At 67.1% G+C, this 18,528-nt stretch carries 16 protein-coding genes; 11 read left to right on the forward strand and 5 right to left on the reverse strand.

Annotated features, from left to right (window positions below):
- Positions 1 to 64: 64 nt before the first annotated feature.
- The 5 genes from carA to J3367_RS18700 all read left to right on the forward strand — a co-directional run bounded on the left by carA (position 65) and on the right by J3367_RS18700 (position 7,228).
- The gene (carA, locus tag J3367_RS18680; RefSeq protein WP_187390650.1) at positions 65 to 1,252 is read left to right on the forward strand and encodes a glutamine-hydrolyzing carbamoyl-phosphate synthase small subunit; all 1,188 of its coding nucleotides are present in this window, start codon (positions 65 to 67) and stop codon (positions 1,250 to 1,252) included.
- A gap of 229 nt (positions 1,253 to 1,481) precedes the next feature.
- On the forward strand, positions 1,482 to 1,742 hold the full coding sequence (locus tag J3367_RS18685) for a helix-turn-helix domain-containing protein (protein ID WP_187390649.1): 261 nt from the start codon (positions 1,482 to 1,484) through the stop codon (positions 1,740 to 1,742).
- A gap of 214 nt (positions 1,743 to 1,956) precedes the next feature.
- Positions 1,957 to 5,388, forward strand: coding sequence for a carbamoyl-phosphate synthase large subunit (gene carB, locus J3367_RS18690; RefSeq protein ID WP_228241423.1), 3,432 nt, complete (start codon positions 1,957 to 1,959; stop codon positions 5,386 to 5,388).
- A gap of 185 nt (positions 5,389 to 5,573) precedes the next feature.
- Positions 5,574 to 6,047, forward strand: coding sequence for a transcription elongation factor GreA (gene greA, locus J3367_RS18695; protein WP_024351290.1), 474 nt, complete (start codon positions 5,574 to 5,576; stop codon positions 6,045 to 6,047).
- A gap of 134 nt (positions 6,048 to 6,181) precedes the next feature.
- Positions 6,182 to 7,228 carry a glycosyltransferase family 4 protein gene (locus tag J3367_RS18700; RefSeq protein ID WP_228241422.1) on the forward strand — a complete coding sequence of 349 codons (1,047 nt, stop codon included), beginning with the start codon at positions 6,182 to 6,184 and terminating at the stop codon, positions 7,226 to 7,228.
- On the opposite strand, the gene J3367_RS18705 is transcribed toward J3367_RS18700, so the two are convergent.
- Positions 7,204 to 8,055 carry a glycosyltransferase family 25 protein gene (locus tag J3367_RS18705; RefSeq protein WP_421462089.1) on the reverse strand — a complete coding sequence of 284 codons (852 nt, stop codon included), beginning with the start codon at positions 8,053 to 8,055 and terminating at the stop codon, positions 7,204 to 7,206. The genes J3367_RS18700 and J3367_RS18705 overlap by 25 nt on opposite strands.
- A gap of 19 nt (positions 8,056 to 8,074) precedes the next feature.
- Positions 8,075 to 9,460: a TrkH family potassium uptake protein gene (locus J3367_RS18710; RefSeq protein ID WP_187390645.1), complete on the reverse strand. Its 1,386-nt coding sequence runs from the start codon at positions 9,458 to 9,460 to the stop codon at positions 8,075 to 8,077.
- A gap of 260 nt (positions 9,461 to 9,720) precedes the next feature.
- Here J3367_RS18710 and trxB point away from each other — a divergent pair, with 260 nt between their 5' ends.
- A complete protein-coding gene (gene trxB, locus J3367_RS18715; protein ID WP_421462091.1) occupies positions 9,721 to 10,692 on the forward strand; it encodes a thioredoxin-disulfide reductase in 972 nt (323 codons plus the stop codon).
- A 57-nt stretch (positions 10,693 to 10,749) separates the two neighbouring features.
- Positions 10,750 to 11,646, forward strand: a complete 897-nt coding sequence (locus J3367_RS18720; protein WP_024351295.1) for a LysR family transcriptional regulator — start codon at positions 10,750 to 10,752, stop codon at positions 11,644 to 11,646.
- A gap of 148 nt (positions 11,647 to 11,794) precedes the next feature.
- Here J3367_RS18720 and J3367_RS18725 read toward each other — a convergent pair whose 3' ends face one another.
- Positions 11,795 to 12,271 carry an SRPBCC family protein gene (locus J3367_RS18725; RefSeq protein WP_187390643.1) on the reverse strand — a complete coding sequence of 159 codons (477 nt, stop codon included), beginning with the start codon at positions 12,269 to 12,271 and terminating at the stop codon, positions 11,795 to 11,797.
- A 442-nt stretch (positions 12,272 to 12,713) separates the two neighbouring features.
- Here J3367_RS18725 and J3367_RS18730 point away from each other — a divergent pair, with 442 nt between their 5' ends.
- Both J3367_RS18730 and J3367_RS18735 read left to right on the forward strand, forming a co-directional pair.
- Positions 12,714 to 13,721 carry an SOUL family heme-binding protein gene (locus tag J3367_RS18730; protein ID WP_210310180.1) on the forward strand — a complete coding sequence of 336 codons (1,008 nt, stop codon included), beginning with the start codon at positions 12,714 to 12,716 and terminating at the stop codon, positions 13,719 to 13,721.
- 233 nt (positions 13,722 to 13,954) lie between these two features.
- The gene (locus tag J3367_RS18735) at positions 13,955 to 14,677 is read left to right on the forward strand and encodes a hypothetical protein (protein WP_421462093.1); all 723 of its coding nucleotides are present in this window, start codon (positions 13,955 to 13,957) and stop codon (positions 14,675 to 14,677) included.
- A gap of 216 nt (positions 14,678 to 14,893) precedes the next feature.
- Here J3367_RS18735 and J3367_RS18740 read toward each other — a convergent pair whose 3' ends face one another.
- Both J3367_RS18740 and J3367_RS18745 read right to left on the reverse strand, forming a co-directional pair.
- Positions 14,894 to 15,241, reverse strand: a complete 348-nt coding sequence (locus J3367_RS18740; protein ID WP_009210007.1) for a cupin domain-containing protein — start codon at positions 15,239 to 15,241, stop codon at positions 14,894 to 14,896.
- A 127-nt stretch (positions 15,242 to 15,368) separates the two neighbouring features.
- On the reverse strand, positions 15,369 to 16,646 hold the full coding sequence (locus J3367_RS18745) for an O-acetylhomoserine aminocarboxypropyltransferase (RefSeq protein ID WP_188076185.1): 1,278 nt from the start codon (positions 16,644 to 16,646) through the stop codon (positions 15,369 to 15,371).
- Positions 16,647 to 16,843: 197 nt separating this feature from the next.
- On the opposite strand from J3367_RS18745, the gene J3367_RS18750 reads away from it, so the two are divergent.
- Together J3367_RS18750 and J3367_RS18755 are read left to right on the forward strand one after the other, a co-directional pair.
- A complete protein-coding gene (locus J3367_RS18750; protein WP_421462094.1) occupies positions 16,844 to 17,950 on the forward strand; it encodes a Gfo/Idh/MocA family protein in 1,107 nt (368 codons plus the stop codon).
- Between the two features lie 57 nt (positions 17,951 to 18,007).
- Positions 18,008 to 18,511: a GNAT family N-acetyltransferase gene (locus J3367_RS18755; protein WP_187390638.1), complete on the forward strand. Its 504-nt coding sequence runs from the start codon at positions 18,008 to 18,010 to the stop codon at positions 18,509 to 18,511.
- The last annotated feature ends 17 nt before the right edge of the window (positions 18,512 to 18,528 follow it).

Here is an 18,528-nt window from a genome sequence, read left to right on the forward strand (position 1 = left end):
CCGATGCGACGCTGCGGCCGCGATGGCTGGCCCGGCACGGACCCACAGACGAAAGAGGCGCCCCATGACCGAAGGCTGGACAATCCGCAAGCCGACCGCAGTTCTGGTGCTGGCAGACGGGACGGTCATTGACGGTTTCGGGCTCGGCGCCACCGGCGCGATCGAGGGCGAGGTGTGCTTCAACACCGCCCTCACCGGCTACCAGGAGATCCTCACCGATCCCTCCTATGCGCGGCAGATCGTCACTTTCACCTTCCCGCATATCGGCAATGTCGGCGCCAATGACGAGGACCAGGAGGATCTGGTCCCGGCCAATGCGACCGGCGCGGTCGGCGCGATCTTCCGGGCCGACGTGTCCGAGCCATCGAACTATCGCTCCTCCGGCCACCTCAATGCCTGGCTCAAGGACCGCGGCGTCATTGCCCTGTCCGGCGTCGACACCCGCGCCCTCACCGCGCTGATTCGCGAAAAGGGCGCCGTGAACGCCGTGATCGCGCACGAGCCGGACGGCCAGTTCGACCTCGACGCCCTGAAGGCGCGCGCCGCCGCCTGGAGCGGCCTTGTTGGCCTCGATCTCGCCAAGGAAGCGGCGGGCTCCGAAGCGGTGATCTGGGACGAGAAGCCCTGGGTCTGGAATGCCGGCTACGCCTCCGAGGCCGAGCCGCGCTACACCATCGTCGCCATCGACTACGGCACCAAGCGCAACATCCTGCGGCGCATGGCCGGCGAAGGCGCGCGGGTGATCCTGGTGCCGCCGACGACCAGCGCCGAGGACATCCTCGCCCACAATCCGGATGGCGTGTTCCTGTCGAACGGCCCGGGCGATCCGGCGGCGACCGGCGACTACGCCGTGCCGACCATCAAGACGCTGATCGAGAAGGACGTGCCGGTCTTCGGCATCTGCCTCGGCCACCAGATGCTGGCGCTGGCGCTCGGCGCCCAGACCGAGAAGATGCATCAGGGCCACCACGGCGCCAACCATCCGGTGAAGGACTTCACCACCGGCAAGGTCGAGATCGTGTCGATGAACCACGGTTTCGCCGTGGCGGCCGATTCGCTGCCCGAGGGTGTCGAGGAGACCCATCGCTCGCTGTTCGACGGCTCCAATTGTGGCCTGCGCCTCACCGGCAAGCCGGTCTTCTCGGTCCAGCACCATCCCGAGGCATCGCCCGGCCCGCAGGACTCGCATTATCTCTTCGACCGGTTCTTCCGGATGATCGACGAGCACAAGGGCCGCAAGGCCGCCGCCTGAGCGCGGCAACGGGCGATGGCGACAAACACCGCAACCCGGCTGACCGACCGCCGTCCCAACTCGCGGACGGGATGGCGGGTCAGGCGGGCGGCGACGCACCGCCGCACCGTCGGCACGCCCGTCGGTTTTCTCGCCCTGGCCGACGCGATAGCATGGGCCCGGACCCCGTACTGCGGGCCGACCGGCAGCCGCCGGCCGCAGACGCGCCGGTCCGGTCACGGGAGGGCCCATGAACGCTGATGACTTCAGGGCCTGGCGCAAGGCGCTCGGCCTCAAACAGAAAGACGCGGCCGAGAAACTCGGCCTGAAGAAGCGGGTCATCCAGTATTACGAAAAGGGAGCTCGCGACGGAAAGAGCGTCGAGATCCCGAAGACCGTGGAGCTGTCGTGCCTGGCGCTGGCGCTCGGCATCGAGACCTATGACGGCCGCGGCCTGCCGCGCAGTGCCTCCGAACTGATTTCGGCCAAACCGCCCCGCCCGGACGCGTGAGCGCCGTGCCGGCCAGACAGGCATGGGATGCCGTCTTCCCGCCCCTGCCGACCGGCCGATCGCGTCGCGCACAAGATTCCGGACGATCCACCCTTTCGCCATCCACGCCGGTTGCCTATAAGCCGGCCTCAGCCTCGACAGAACCTGAAGCGACCGGCCGTCACATCGTGCAGCCGGGCTTTTGGCGCGCAACATAACCGGACGAAGCCTCGCCATGCCAAAGCGTACCGATATCAAGTCCATTCTCATCATCGGCGCAGGCCCGATCATCATCGGGCAGGCCTGCGAGTTCGACTATTCCGGCACGCAGGCCTGCAAGGCGCTGAAGGCGGAGGGCTACCGGATCATCCTGGTCAACTCCAATCCGGCGACGATCATGACCGACCCGGATCTGGCCCACGCGACCTATATCGAGCCGATCACCCCGGAAGTCGTCGCCAAGATCATCGCCAAGGAGCGGCCGGACGCGCTGCTGCCGACGATGGGCGGCCAGACCGCGCTCAACACGGCCCTGTCGCTGCGCCGCATGGGCGTCCTGGAGAAATACGGGGTTGAGATGATCGGCGCCGATGCCGACGCCATCGACAAGGCCGAGGACCGCGCGCTGTTCCGCGAGGCCATGGCCAAGATCGGCCTGGAGACCCCGCGCTCGCTGCTGGCCAACGCCACCGACGCCAAGTCGGCCGACCGCAAGGTCCACGACACCCGCCGCGCCGAGATCATCGCGACCATCACCGACGAGGCCGAGCAGGACGCGGCGCTCGCCGCGCTGGAGCACGAGTGGCTGATCGGCGAGCCCGACCGCAAGCAGCGCTACATGACGCGGGCGCTGGCCGCGGCGGCAGAAGCGCTCGAGGAAGTCGGCCTGCCGGCGATCATCCGGCCGTCCTTCACGCTCGGCGGTACCGGTGGCGGCATCGCCTACAACCGTTCGGAATTCTTCGAGATCGTCGAGGGCGGCCTCGACGCCTCCCCGACGACCGAGGTGCTGATCGAGGAAAGCGTCCTCGGCTGGAAGGAGTATGAGATGGAGGTCGTCCGCGACAAGGCGGACAATTGCATCATCGTCTGCTCCATCGAGAACATCGACCCGATGGGCGTCCATACGGGCGATTCGATCACCGTCGCGCCGGCGCTGACGCTGACCGACAAGGAATACCAGATCATGCGCAACGCCTCGATCGCGGTGCTGCGCGAGATCGGGGTCGAGACCGGCGGTTCGAACGTGCAGTTCGCCGTCGATCCGCAGACCGGCCGCCTCGTCGTCATCGAGATGAACCCGCGCGTGTCGCGCTCCTCCGCGCTTGCCTCCAAGGCGACCGGCTTCCCGATCGCCAAGGTCGCGGCCAAGCTCGCCGTCGGCTACACGCTCGACGAGCTGGAGAACGACATCACCGACGGCGCGACGCCGGCCTCCTTCGAGCCGTCGATCGACTATGTCGTCACCAAGATCCCGCGCTTCGCCTTCGAGAAGTTCCCCGGCTCCGAGCCGATCCTGACCACGGCGATGAAATCCGTCGGCGAGGTCATGGCGATCGGGCGGACCTTCGAGGAATCGCTGCAGAAGGCGCTGCGCGGCCTCGAGACGGGCCTCGACGGCCTCGACGAGATCGAGATTCCGGGCATCGGCGAAGGCGACGACAAGAACGCCATCCGCGCCGCGCTCGGCACGCCGACGCCGGACCGGCTGCTGATGGTCGCCCAGGCGCTGCGCATGGGCACCTCGCCGGAGCAGGTTCACCAGTCGTGCAAGATCGATCCGTGGTTCATCGCCCGGATCAAGGCGATCATCGACCTGGAAGAGAAGATCCGCACCCACGGCCTGCCCGACGACGCCGACAATCTGCGCTTCCTGAAGTCGGTGGGCTTCTCCGACGCGCGGCTGGCCAAGCTGATCGGCGGCGAGACGGCCGATATCTCGGCCCTGCGCGACCGGCTCGACGTGCACCCGGTCTACAAGCGGATCGACACCTGCGCGGCCGAGTTCGCCTCGCCGACGCCCTACATGTACTCGACCTACGAGCGGGCCTTTGCCGGCGAGATGCGCTCCGAGGCCGCGGTCACCGACGCCAAGAAGGTGGTCATCCTCGGTGGCGGCCCGAACCGGATCGGCCAGGGCATCGAGTTCGACTATTGCTGCTGCCACGCGGCCTTCGCGCTACAGGATGCCGGCTACGAAGCCATCATGATCAACTGCAACCCGGAGACCGTGTCGACCGACTACGACACGTCGGACCGGCTGTATTTCGAGCCGCTGACCGCCGAGGACGTGCTCGAGGTCCTCAAGGCCGAGCAGACCGCCGGCACGCTGCATGGCGTGATCGTGCAGTTCGGCGGCCAGACCCCGCTGAAGCTCGCCGAAGCCTTGGAGAAGGCCGGTATCCCAATCCTCGGCACCTCGCCGGACGCCATCGATCTCGCCGAGGACCGCGACCGCTTCCAGCGGCTCCTGAACGAGCTCGGCCTGCGCCAGCCGCGCAACGGCATCGCGCGCTCGGTGGACGAGGCCCGCGAGATCGTCGCCCGCATCGGCTATCCGGTCGTCGTGCGCCCGTCCTACGTGCTGGGTGGCCGGGCCATGGAGATCGTCCGCAACGAGGCGCAGTTCGAGCGCTACATGCACACGGCCGTGGTCGTGTCCGGCAAGTCGCCGGTGCTGATCGACTCCTATCTGTCGGATGCCATCGAAGTGGATGTCGATTGCCTCAGCGACGGCACCTCGACCTATGTCGCCGGCATCATGGAGCATATCGAGGAGGCCGGCATCCATTCGGGCGACTCGGCCTGTTCGCTGCCGGTCCATTCGCTGTCGACGGAGATGACCGACGAACTGGTCCGCCAGACCCGCGAGATGGCGCTGGCGCTGAAGGTCGGCGGCCTGATGAACGTCCAGTTCGCCATCAAGGACGACGTGGTCTACGTCCTCGAAGTGAACCCGCGCGCCTCGCGCACTGTGCCCTTCGTCGCCAAGACCATCGGCGCGCCGATCGCCAAAGTCGCCGCCCGGATCATGGCCGGCGAGACGCTGGACGCGGCCTTCGCGGCCTATGGCGGCGCACCGGACCCGCGCGCCCTGAGGCACATCGCCGTCAAGGAAGCGGTCTTCCCCTTCGCCCGCTTCCCGGGCGTCGACACGCTGCTCGGCCCCGAGATGCGGTCGACCGGCGAGGTCATGGGTCTCGACTACGATTACGCCGTGGCCTTCGCCAAGTCGCAGCTCGGCGCCGGCGTCGACCTGCCCCAGGAGGGCACGGTGTTCATCTCGGTGAAGGAAGCCGACAAGGAGCGCAGCCTCGCGCCGGTCCGCCGGCTCTACGAGATGGGCTTCAAGATCATCGCGACCGGCGGCACCCATCGCTTCCTCGCCGATCGCGGCATCGCGGCCGAGAAGATCAACAAGGTGCTGGAAGGCCGTCCGCATATCGAGGACGCCATCCGCAACCGGCAGGTGCAGCTCGTCCTCAACACGACGGAGGGCGCCAAGGCGCTGTCGGATTCGCGCTCGCTGCGCCGCGCCGCGCTGATCCACAAGGTGCCCTACTACACCACGCTCGCCGGCATGGTGGCGGCCGCGGAGGCCATCGCGGCCCTGCGGAAGGGCAATCTTGAAGTTCGGCCGTTGCAATCGTACTTTAATGCTGCCTGATTGAAACGGCGCCCGACGCCTTGGCGCCCGGGCGTACTTCAATCCGGATAACCAAGCTGGTTCCAGCGACCCCGGTCGTATGGGACCGGTTTGTTATTGTGCTCCGGCCTGGCGCGTTCGCCGTCCGGCAATCAAAGAATAATGCAGATGCCGCGGCAGGGCCGCGCATCGGAAAGGTGGAGGCCATGGAAAAGGTCCCGATGACGAACCACGGTTACGACGCTCTGCGCGAGGAGCTCCGTCGTCGCCAGCAGGAGGAGCGTCCGCGGATCATCGCGGCGATTTCCGAGGCGCGCGCCCATGGCGACCTGTCGGAGAACGCCGAGTACCATGCCGCCAAGGAATCTCAGAGCCTGAACGAGGGCCGGATCTCCGAACTGGAAGACCTGACGGCCCGCGCCGAGGTCATTGACGTGACCAAGATGTCCGGCGCGACGATCAAGTTCGGCGCCACGGTCAAGCTGATCGACGAGGACACCGAGGAAGAGAAGACCTACCAGATCGTCGGCGATCAGGAAGCCGACGTGAAGAAGGGCCGCATCTCGATCTCCTCGCCCATCGCCCGTGCGCTGATCGGCAAGACCGACGGCGACACGATCGAGGTCGCCGCCCCCGGCGGTGCCCGCTCCTACGAGATCATCGAGGTCCGCTGGGCCTGATCGCTTCTGTCTCCGCCCGCCTGTCGGCGCCGCGCCCAGGCGCGCACTGACACGGACGGGCACTTCCAAGACCGGCAGGCGGACGCGTTGCGCGCCCGCCGCCCCTGCCCGGCAATCGCAGAAGAACGGCCGCCATGGACATCCGGGACGTCGAGGTCATCGCCCCGAACTTCAAGCGCCGGCTGTCGGGCGTCACCTCCACCATCGTCCAGCTGCTGCCACTGCAGGCCCGCACCCTCGGCATCGCCACAATGGGTCCGGACGTGCTGCCGTCCGGCGTTCCCCGCCTGCCCTGCTCGGCGCTGCCGAAGCTGTGGACCCGGCCGCGCCATCGCCGCCACCGCATCTGGCATGCCCGCCGCAATATCGAGATGATCGCCGGCATCGTCCTGCGCGACATTCTCCGCATGCCCCTGAAGCTGGTCTTCACCTCGGCCGCCCAGCGCCATCACAAGGGCTTGACCCGCTTCCTCATCCGCCGGATGAATGCGGTGATCGCCACCAGCGCACGCAGCGCCGCCTTCCTGCAGGTGCCGGCGCGAATCGTCATGCACGGCATCGATCTCGAGCGTTTCACCCCGCACGGTCCGCTCCCAGAGGGCCCGCATGGGCAGGCGCTCGAAGGCCGCAGGATCGTCGGATGCTCCGGACGCATCCGGCACCAGAAGGGCACCGACCTCTTCGTCGAGGCGATGATCGCGCTCCTGCCCGCGCGCCCGGACTGGACCGCCGTCATCACCGGTCGCACCACCGCCGAACACGCCGCCTACGAAGCAGGTCTTCGCCAACGCATCGCCGATGCCGGGCTTGCCGACCGCATCCTCCTTCTCGGGGAAGTCGCGGATGTGACTGCGTGGTTCCGGCGGTTCGACCTCTATGTGGCCCCGCCGCGCAACGAGGGGTTCGGCCTGACGCCGCTGGAGGCGATGGCGAGTGGCACGCCGGTGGTCGCCAGCGACGCCGGCGCCTTTGCCGAGCAGATCGTGGAGGGCGTGACCGGCCGCGTGGTGCCGGTGGGCGACGCCGGCGCACTGGCGGATGCCATCGCCCCCTATCTGGACGACGCCGCGCTTCGCCAAAGCGCCGCGGAGGCGGGCCTCGTGCGGGTCAGGGACGCCTTTCCGCTGACGCGGGAAGCGGCGGAAATCCGCGAGGTCTACGAGACGCTCTGGTCGTCGTAGCGGCCAAGGCGCGCGGCCATTGCGTCGCGCGATACCGGCAGGACGGCCGTGAACGCCGCCGCGTCGAAACCTGCCGGGCGAAACTCGACATCGGCGAGACGGCGCGCCTGCACCAGCGCCAGCCGTAGCTGCGTGCCGATCCGCCGGCCGGTATAGGGCAGATTGGCCCAGCTCAGCGGCAGGCGCTGACGAGGCTGATGGATCGACGTCTGGGTCGACAGGCCGACATCGAAGCCGCGCTCTTCCAGGAGATGAACCTGCATGGTCGCCGCCGGCTCGACCTGCGCCGAGCGCAGCCGGCACACGCCGAACATGAAGGCGTCCACCGGGGCGGCCTGCGTCTCGGCCTTCGCCAGCAGCGCGCGGGCGCCGTTCTGCGAGACGAAATAGGCGCCCGCTCCCGACTTCTCGCGCACCAGTTCGGTGAAACGGACCCCGCCGACCGTCCTGCCGCCGCCCCTGCGAAAGAACTTGCGGCGACCGACCGTCTCGAAATTGACGAGGTCGAAACCGCTGGCCGCAGCGTTTGCGGCGGCCTGCGGGACATGCGTGCCCAAGACCGTGTCGTCCTCCAGGACGATCAGGCCGTCCTCGCTGTCAGCCGCCCGCTCCCACAGCCTGCGATGCGAGAGGAAAGCCGCCAGCTCCGGCCGGGTCATCGGCCGCTCCCAGCTTGTGGAGAGACGCCGATAGGTCGCGTCGTCGATATCGGCGACCGTGCAGGCCTCCTGGCGATGCACGTCCAGCCCGAGAGCTTCGGCCTGCACCTCGATGAGCGCCCGGCGCTCGCGGGCGCCGGCGAGATTGATGAACCAGATGTCGGGCATGGCGCGCACCGTTGTTGTCTCAGTCCGTCCAGACCGACGGGAAGAGCAGGATCAGCACCGTCACCAGTTCGAGGCGGCCGAGCAGCATCACGACCGACAGGGTCCACAGGGCCGGGTCCGGCAAGGTAGCGAAATTGCCGGCCGGGCCGATGATCTGCCCGAAGCCCGGACCGACATTGGCGATGGCGGTCAGCGTGCCCGAAAAGGCGGTGATCAGGTCGAGCCCGAACATGGTTAAGAGGACGGTGCCCAGCAGCAGCGTTCCGAAGAACAGGAAGAAGAAGATCGTCACCGTCTGGATCGTCTCGGACGAGATGTCGTCATTGCCGTATTTCAGCCGGATGATGGCATGCGGGCGCACCAGCCGGCGGAAGCTGGAGCGCACGAGGCGATAGAGGATGACGAGACGGTTGGCCTTGATGCCGCCCGAGGTCGAGCCGGCGCAGCCGCCGAGGAAGGTGGCGAGGAAGAACAGGCCGATCGCGGCGTTCGACCACAGCGTATAATCCTCCGAAGCAAAGCCCGTGGTGGTGATCACCGAGACGAGGTTGAAGGCCGACGAAATCAGCGCCTCGCCGAAGGGCGTGTCGTTGACCACCCGCCGGGTCACCGCGATGGCGAAGCTCAGGACGAGGCAGATCATCAGGAAGACGGCGATCTGCGGGTCGCGCCAGAGCTGGAAGCGGCGCGGCAGGAAGGCGCGGATATAGATGACGAAGGGCAGTGCGGCGAGGATCATGAAGAGCGTCGCGGCGACGAGGATACCGTTGCTCTCGAAATAGCCCATCGACGCGTCGTGGGTGGAATAGCCGCCCGTCGCCATGGTGGTCATGGCGTGGTTGACCGCATCGAAGAAGCTCATGCCGAGCGAGGTATAGGCGGCGGTGCACAGGATGGTGAGCACCGTATAGGCCGCGATCAGGCCGCCGGTCAGCTGGTTCACCCGCGGCAGCACCTTGTCCGACTTGTCGGAGCTTTCCATGTGGAACAGCGCCAGGCCGCCGGCCCGCAGCGACGGCAGGACCAGGAGCACCATGCCGATGATGCCGATGCCGCCGAGCCATTGCAGCAGCGAGCGCCACAACAGGAGGCCACGCGGCAGGGCGTCGAGGCCGGAGATCACCGTCGAGCCGGTCGTCGTCAGGCCGGACATGGATTCGAAGATCGCCCCGGCGAAGGTCACGTTGACGGAGGCGATATAGATCGGCAGCGCGCCGATCAGCGTGGCGAAGAGCCAGACGCTGGTGACAAGTTGGAAGCCCAGCCGCTGGGTGAATTTCGGCCGATCGCCGCGGGTGGCTGTGGCCAGAAGGATGCAGATCATCCCGACCAGCAGGCTGCAGCCGACGAAGACGCGCCAGTCCTCGTTCTCGTCGGCGAGGTCGACGAGTGCCGGAATGAGCATCGCGGCCGCGAGTCCCAGCCCGAAATTCGAGGTGACGTACGCGATGGTCCTGAAAATGGAAGGGCTCCGGGACGTGGCATCTTCGGGAGGCGAAGGCCTCGCGTAAAGCGGTCTCTTACCCCCTCGGCGCGCGCTCGGCAATCGAGCGGGGGATGACCGACGCTACGGCAGGCGATCATGTTGCAGCCCAGCATCCCCTCGTCTATTGAACGGGCGGGCGGCCGTCGCCATCTGCCGGACGCCAATCCAGCGAGGCCCATATGACCGAACGCCATGCGGAAATCCTGATCGTCGGCTCCGGCCCGGCAGGCTACACTGCCGCCATCTACGCTGCGCGCGCGATGATGAAACCGCTGCTCGTCGCCGGCCTCCAGGAAGGCGGCCAGCTGACGATCACGACCGATGTCGAGAACTATCCGGGCTATGCCGATCCCGTCCAGGGTCCCTGGATGATGGAGCAGATGAAGGCGCAGGCGCTCAATGTCGGTGCCGAGATGGCCAGCGACCTGATCGTGTCGGCCGATCTGGACCGGCGGCCGTTCCGCCTGACCGGCGATTCCGGCACGGTCTACACCTGCGACGCGCTGATCATCGCGACCGGGGCCCAGGCCAAATGGCTCGGCCTGCCCAGCGAGGGCCTGTTCCAGGGCTTCGGCGTCTCGGCCTGCGCCACCTGCGACGGCTTCTTCTATCGCGGCAAGGACGTGGTCGTGGTCGGCGGCGGCAACACCGCCATCGAGGAAGCGCTGTATCTGTCGCACATCGCCAAGTCGGTGACGCTGGTGCATCGCCGCGACGAGTTCCGCGCCGAGCGGATCCTGCAGGAGCGCGTCTTCAAGGCCGACAATATCGAGATCGTCTGGAACAGCGAAATCGACGAGATCCTCGGCGAGACCAAGCCGATGAAGTCGGTCACCGGCGTGCAGCTGCGCGATCGCGTCACCGGCGAGACCAGCGAGCGGGCGACCCATGGCGTCTTCGTCGCCATCGGCCATGCGCCGGCGGTCGAATTGTTCACCGGCAAGCTCAAGCAGAAGCCGTCCGGCTATCTGTGGGTCGAGCCGGGCACGACGCAGACCTCGGTTCCGGGGGTCTTCGCGGCGGGCGACGTCGCCGACGACGTGTACCGTCAGGCGGTGACGGCTGCGGGTATGGGCTGCATGGCGGCGCTCGAAGCAGAGAAATGGCTGGCCGTTCAGGCCGTGGAAGACAAGCGGCAGGCTGCCGAGTAGCTGATGCGGGCAGGCATCGTGCCTGCCGGGCCTCAGGCCGTCCGGGGATAACGACCTATGGCTCTCGACTGGGATAAACTGCGGATCTTTCACGCCGCCGCCGAAGCGGGATCGTTCACCCATGCGGCGGACGTCCTGAATCTCAGCCAGTCGGCGATCAGCCGGCAGGTCGCGGCGCTGGAGCAGGAAGTCGGGACGCCCCTCTTCCACCGCCATGCCCGGGGCCTGGTCCTGTCGGAACAGGGCGAACTGCTGTTCCACACCGCCAGCGACGTCCTGAAGCGGCTCGAGCAGGTGCGCATGCAGCTCACCGAGACGCGCGAGAAGCCGACCGGCAAGCTGCGGGTGACGACCACCGTGGGCCTCGGCTCCGGCTGGCTCACCGAGCGCGCCAAGGAGTTTCTCGAGCTCTATCCCGATCTCGAGCTGCAGCTGGTCTTCGACAACGAGGAAATCGACCTCACCATGCGCAAGGCCGACGCGGCGATCCGCCTGCGCCAGCCGCAGCAGCCGGACCTGATCCAGCGCCGGCTGTTCACGGTGCATCTGCATGTCTATGCGTCGCCGGCCTATCTGAACCGCTTCGGCACGCCGGAGACGGTCGAGGATCTCGACAACCACCGGATCATCACCTTCGGCGAACCGGCCCCGAACTATCTGCGCAACCTGAACACGCTGGAGACGGTGGGCCTGCCCGACGGCAAGAGCCGCAGCCCGATCCTGCAGATCAACAATCTGATGGCGATCCGGTCGGCGATCGAAAGCGGCATCGGCCTGGCGCTTCTGCCGGACTACATGATCGACAAGCGGGTGAAGCTGGTGCAGGTGCTGCCGGAGATGGAGATGCCGACCTTCGACACCTATCTCTGCTATCCCGAGCAGATGCGGAACGCCGCCAAGCTCAAGGTGTTTCGCGACTTCCTGATTTCCAAGGCGCGTACCTGGGCCTTCTGAAGGACGGTCTGCGCTGCCTTCCCCCGCAGTAGGGAGGCGCGACGTGCGTTGCTGGAAACCCGGCGATCGGCACGGTGCGAGCGAGCGCCCCGTGCCGCGCGGCGATCACCGCCGCGAAGGGAACCGACCGGGTGGTCCCCGCCGATTGCTACATTCCGGCCTTTTCGGTGATGCCCTTCAGCCCGGCGTCGTAGATGCCGAGCATGACCTCTTCCGCCTCGGCATCGGTCGCGCCCTTGGCATCGAAGCTGCCGGTCCAGCTGATCTGCGAGCCCTCGCCCGCTTCCGTCACCGTGATGGTCGATTCGTAATTGTCGACCGGCAGCGGGCCCTCCACGGCGGTGTAGGTGTAGCTCATGGCATCTTCGTCCCAGGCCACGAGTTCCTCGACGATCATGGCGCCGTCGCCGAGCGTCAGCGTGCGGCGGGTCTTGCCGTCGGCCTCGGCCTCCTCGCATTTGGCCACCGCCGGATGCCACGCGCCGATCCCGCAGAAATCACCGATCGCAGCCCAGACCGCGGCCGGCTTGGCGTCGACCTCGACCGTCCGGCCGATATCGAGCGCGTAGGCCGGCGCCGCCAGCATCATCGTCGCCGCGGCCACTCCCAAGGTCAGTTTGCGCATATGTCGTCTCCTCCGCACGCACGGCACGGCCGCGCGTCATTGCAGTGCCCGTGATCCAAGCTAGTTCGAACCACTGGAACTGGAAGGGCGAGACAGGTGATCGCCGCGGCGGATGAGGCGCAGGCCGCCCCTCCCCGACAAGATCCGGCGAGCAGGCAAAAAAATGGGCGGCACTGAGGCCGCCCGAAATTTGGCTGGAGTATCAGGCCATGAAAACCTGATGCCGTTCAAACGTGGCCGATACCGGATGGTTGCATCCGGGCCGTCGATTCCGTGAATCATGCGGTTTCCGGCCAAAGCGAGGGCGGAACTGTTCGCACCCGCAACCAATGCAGCACGGTGGCGTTAGGGGAGCGGGGCGCGATCTTACGACCGCAGGCGGGCAGTCGCCCGCCCAGTGGCAAGACGGCGCAGTCAAATTTCGACCTCAGGAGTCACATTCATGTTTCGCGACAAGCCTACCGCCTACGATCGCCTGTCCGACGCACTCAGCGACATCGGCGAGCGTCTCGCGGAGATCGAGGAGCGTGCGGTCGAGACGGTCCGCCCGCGCCCGACGCGCACCGAGCGCCTTCGCCGTTCGTTCGATCGTGCCAACCCGTTCCATTCCGAGCCGACGGGCCTCGCCCGCTACCTGCCGGATTTCGCCACGGGCTGGAGCCTGCCGAGCACGGACGAAGCCCGTCGCCATGCGCGCTCGCTGCGCGACAGCGCCGAGCACGGCGCCCATGACGCCCGCGGCTATTTCGACGACGCGCGCAATTATCTCTCCAGCGTCCGCCTGCCGCGCTCCATCCGCCGCAGCGAGCCGGAGCGGGTTCTCGACAGCCTGCGCGCCCGGCCAGAACTGACCGGCCTCCTCGTCGTCGGCGGCGCGATCGCCGTCGTCGGTGCGGCGTATTTCGTCACCAAGAAGGTGCAGGAGCACACCGAGGAGCCCGATTACGACGTCGTGCGTGACGATGGCGAGATCCAGATCCGCGACTATGACGGCATGGTCGTCGCCGAAACGGTCAAGAGCGGCTACCACGAGAAGGCGCGTCGCAGCGGCTTCGAGACGCTGTACGACTACATCGCCGCGAAGAGCCGGTCGGGCAAGAAGATCGCCATGACCAGCCCGGTGCTGCAGCAGCTCGCCGAGGGCGACGGCCATACCAAGGGCTGGGCCGTCCGCTTCATCATGCCGAAGAAGTACACGCGGGCCAGCCTGCCGGAGCCGACCAATACCGGCGTCACGCTGAAGGAAGTGCCGGCGCGCCGCATGGTGTCGATCTCCTTCTCCGGCAATTTCAACGCCACGCTGGCCAGCAAGCAGCTGATGAAGCTCTACAATTATCTGGCCGACAACAACCTGACCCAGAAGGGCGATCCGGAATACGCCTTCTACAACCCACCCTGGACGCCGGGCTTCATGAAGCGCAACGAGATCCTCATCGAGATCATGCGCTAACAGTCATCGCAGCAGTGACCGGAACCCTACGGAAACCCGGTTGCCGCGCCGATCCCGAGCAAGACCGGAAAGCCCGCCGCGCGCGGGCTTTCTGCTGTCCGGCAGGAAATCCGTACAATTCGACACATTAACTAGAGATCGGCTTTCCGCTCAGGCCGCCACTGAACATGTTGCAATTTCTTCTGCGCTCGTCTTGACTGTTCTCATCTGAACAATCGCTGGAGTGTATGAGTATGAAGCGACTTGTTGCTTTGCTGACCGCGGGGAGCAGCCTGCTGTTCGCCGTCTCGCCATCCATGGCGGGCGGAAGCCGGGCCATCTCCTGCTACCAACCGGTGCATGAGCCGGCGGAATACGCATCGGTCGCGGAAACCGTGATGGTGCGGCCCGCCGAGACCGTCTACGAGACGGTGCCGCCGGTCTATGGCACCGAGAAGCGCCACGTCCTCGTCGAGCCGGAGCGCGTTGTGCGCAGCGTCGTGCCTGCCCGCTACGAGACCGTCGCCCGCAAGGTGCTCATCCATCCGGCCCGGACCGTCCACCGCTCTTCCCCGCCCGTCTATCGCAAGGTTGCCGAAACGGTGATGGTGCATCCGGCGACCGAGCGCTGGGAATGGCGGGTGATCAACGGCCACCGGGTCTATTGCCGCGTCGCCGTGCCGGCGCGCTATGCCACCCGGTATCGCAAGGTCGTCGTGGATCCCGGCGACAGCTGGACCGAGACGATCCCGGCCGAATACGGCGTCGAGCATGTCCGGGTGGAGGTCGAGCCGGCCCGCACCCGCGAGCATGTCATTCCCGCGCGCTACGAGACGGTCCGCGAGACGGTGGTGCTGGAACCGGCGCGTTCGGTCGCACGGACCATTCCGGCCGAATACGACACCCGCCATCGCCGGGTGAAGGTGCGGGAAGGCCGCTCCGGCTGGCAACAGGTGCATCTGCGCAACTCCTGCTGAGGCAGGCCGGCCGCACGCATACCATCGACATGAGAACTGGCCGGGCGCATCGTCCGGCCAGTTTGCGTTTGCGGCAGACGCCATGCGGGGCGGCCGCGATCCACGGACATTCGCGAGTCCGGCCAAAGGGCTGGCCGGCGGTCTTCACGGATCGATTCAACGCGGGCGACGGTGCGCGCCCCTGCCCCGCCGGCCGATCGGCCTGCCGGAAACCGCTCAGACCTTGATGACGTAGTGCTTCTTGGTCGGCTCCACGACCTTCCAGCGCCCCTTGAAGCCGGGGCGGATGACGAAGCTGTCGCCGGCGACGAGCTTGACCGGCTCGCACCCGTCCTCGGTCAGGACGGAGACACCTTCCAGTATGTGGAAGAACTCCCACTCGTCATAGTCGATGTCCCATTCGCCGGCGGAGGATTCCCAGATGCCGGCGTAGAGACCGTCGCCGGTCTCCTCCATGTTCCAGGTCTTGTTGCTCGGGCGGCCGCTGCGGATCTTGTCCTTGTCGGGCGCGCCGGTCTCGACGGGCACCAGCGCCTTGTCGAACCGGACGAAATGTTCGGTCATGTCGGTCTCCTTCGTCGATCAGCGACGGCCAGAAAGCGCGGCGCGCGCGAGGCGTTCCCGCCACCGCAGAGAAAAGGGCCGGCCGCACGCAGCGACCGGCCCTTTCCGGATGGTTCGAGTGCGGCGATCAGACCTTGGCGAGCGCCTGGTCGAGATCGGCGATGATGTCGTCGACATTCTCGATGCCGATCGACAGGCGCACCACGTCCGGCCCGGCGCCCGCGGCAATCCGCTGCTCGTCGGCGAGCTGCTTGTGGGTGGTCGATGCCGGGTGGATCACCAGCGAGCGGGTGTCGCCGATATTGGCGAGATGCGAAAACAGCTCCAGCGCTTCCACGAAGGTGACGCCGGCCTCGAAGCCGCCCTTCAGGCCGAAGGTGAAGACGGCGCCGGCGCCCTTGGGCGAATATTTCTGCATCATCGCGTGGTTCGGATGGTCCGGCAGCCCCGAATAGGACACCCAGCTGACTTTCTCGTGGCCCTGCAGATGCGCTGCGACGGCCTTGGCGTTGTCGCAGTGGCGCTGCATGCGCAGCGGCAGCGTCTCGATGCCGGTCAGCAGCATGAAGGCGTTGAAGGGCGAGATCGCCGGTCCGAGATCGCGCAGGCCGAGGACACGACAGGCGATGGCGAAGGCGAAATTGCCGAAGGTCTCGTGCAGCACGACGCCGTTATATTCGGGCCGCGGCTGCGACAGCATCGGGTAGCGATCGTTCGCCGACCAGTCGAAGGTGCCGGCATCGACGATCGCGCCGCCCATGGAATTGCCGTGGCCGCCCATGAACTTGGTCAGCGAATGCACGACGATGTCGGCCCCGTGCTCGATCGGCCGGCACAGATACGGCGTCGCCATGGTGTTGTCGACGATCAGCGGGATGCCGTGCTTCTGGGCGATCGCCGAGATGCCGGCGATGTCCACGACGATGCCGCCGGGATTGGCGATCGACTCGATGAAGATCGCCTTGGTCTTGGGGGTGACCGCCGCCTCGAAGCTGGCGAGGTCGTCCGGGTCGGCCCAGTTGACGGTCCAGCCGAACGACTTGAAGGCGTGGCCGAACTGGTTGATCGAACCGCCATAGAGCTTGCGCGAGGCGACGAACTCGTCGCCCGGCTGCATCATCGCCTGGAAGATGATGAGCTGCGCGGCATGGCCCGAGGCCACGGCCAGCGCCGCGGTGCCGCCCTCGAGCGCGGCGACGCGCTCTTCCAGCACCGCCTGGGTCGGGTTCATGATGCGGGTGTAGATGTTGCCGAACTGCTGGAGGCCGAACAGCGAAGCGGCGTGGTCGACATCCTCGAAGACGAAGGACGTGGTCTGGTAGATCGGCGTCGCCCGGGCGCCCGTCGCCGGGTCCGGCTGCGCGCCGGCGTGGATCGCCAAGGTCTCGAAATTCGGTCCGCTCATCTGTCGCTCTCCCCTTCCATGATGGCGTTCCGGACAGCCCTTGCGGGCCCTCCGGTGCTCGGCACGCTCTAGCATGCCGCGCCCGGGGCGGCGAGTTGCCGACACGGATTTTCCAAATGTCGCAGGACCGGGAATGCAACCGCCGCGCATGCCAGCCATTCTGCGAGGATCGAACGAACCACCAGGGGACATCACGCATGCCGAATTCCAACGGACAGATCCGCTACGCCGTCGTCGGCGGCGGCTGGATCTCCCAGGGCGCCTTCATGCCGGGCGTCGGCCAGACATCGAACTCGGTCATGACGGCGATCGTCACCGGCGACCCTGAGAAGGCTGGCGCGCTCGGCGAGCGCTACGACATCAAGCCCTATGGCTATGACGAATACGACGCGCTCCTGGCCAGCGGCGACATCGACGCGGTCTATGTGGCGACGCCGAACTTCCGCCACCGGGAGTTCGCCGAGTCGGCGCTGAAGGCCGGCATTCACGTGCTCCTAGAAAAACCGATGGCCGGCAGCCTTTCCGACGCCGAGGCGATCGAAGCCGCAGCCCGCGCCTCCGGCGCCCGGCTGATGCTGGCCTATCGCCTGCATTCCGAGCCCGGCACCCAGGCGATCCTGGCGGCGATCCGCGCCGGCGAGATCGGCACGCCGCGCTTCTTCACCGCGACCTTCGCGCAGAATGTCGATGCTGCGAACCACCGGGCGCAGAACGGCTTCTGGGCCGGGCCGATCCCCGACATGGGCGCCTATCCGATCAACGCCGTGCGCAATTTCTTCGAGGCCGAGCCGATCTCGGTGACGGCCGTCGCGTCGAAGGTGCCCGAGCGCGGCCTCGGCTGCGCCGACACGGTCAGCGTCATCCTCTCCTTCACCGAGGGCCGCGCGGCGAGCTTCACCGTCAGCTATTCCGGCGACAGCGTCGACCGGCTGCATGTGGTCGGCAGCGAGGGGATCATCGAGGCCAACCAGGCCTTCGGCTTCGGCGAGGGCGTCTCCATCGACTTCCGGCTGACGCGGGGTGGCAAGACCGAGGAGCGGACCCATCCGGTGGTCGACCAGTTCGCCGGCGAGACGGCCTATTTCTCCGACTGCATCCTGGAAGACCGCGAGCCCGAGCCGAACGGCGAGGAAGGCGTTCTCGACATGATCGTCATCGAGGCAATCGAGCGGGCGCTGGAGACGGGTCAGCCGCAGGCGCTGGAGCCGCGCAATCGCCAGCGCCGGATGGGCAAGGACCAGGTCCGCGACTTCCCGCTCGCCGACGTGCCAGACTTCGTCAACGCGGCGACGCCCACCGGATAAGGCCATCGGGGCATCACATCGTGTGGTGCCCCGCTTCGCCGCCGCTATACTCCCCCGATGACCTACGACATCCGCCCGGAACGACCGGACGACGCCGCCGAGATCCGGCAGGTCGTCACCGCAGCCTTTGCCGATGCGCCGCACAGCGACGGCACCGAGGGTGCCATCGTCGATGCGCTGCGCGCCGATGACGCGCTGACATTGTCGCTCGTCGCGGTCGCGGACGGGAAGATCACCGGCCATGTCGCCTTCTCGCCGGTGACGATCGAGGGCCGCGATGTCGGCTGGTTCGGGCTCGGACCGGTGGCGGTTTCGCCCGATCGCCAGCGGCAGGGGATCGGCGGCGCGCTCGTGCGGGCAGGTCTCGACCGCCTGCGCAACCAAGCCGCCAGGGGCTGCGTGGTGCTTGGCGATCCCGGCTATTATCGCCGCTTCGGTTTTGCGGCCGATCCGCAGCTTCGCTACCCGGATGCGCCGGCGCCGTATTTCATGCGCCTTGCCTTCGGTCCCGAGATCCCGGCGGGCCGCGTCGCCTATCATGCCGGCTTTGCGGCGCGATGATCGGGCCGGCGCCCAGA

Source organism: Aurantimonas sp. NFXS3, assembly GCF_049132005.1.
Classification (GTDB): domain Bacteria; phylum Pseudomonadota; class Alphaproteobacteria; order Rhizobiales; family Rhizobiaceae; genus Aurantimonas; species Aurantimonas coralicida.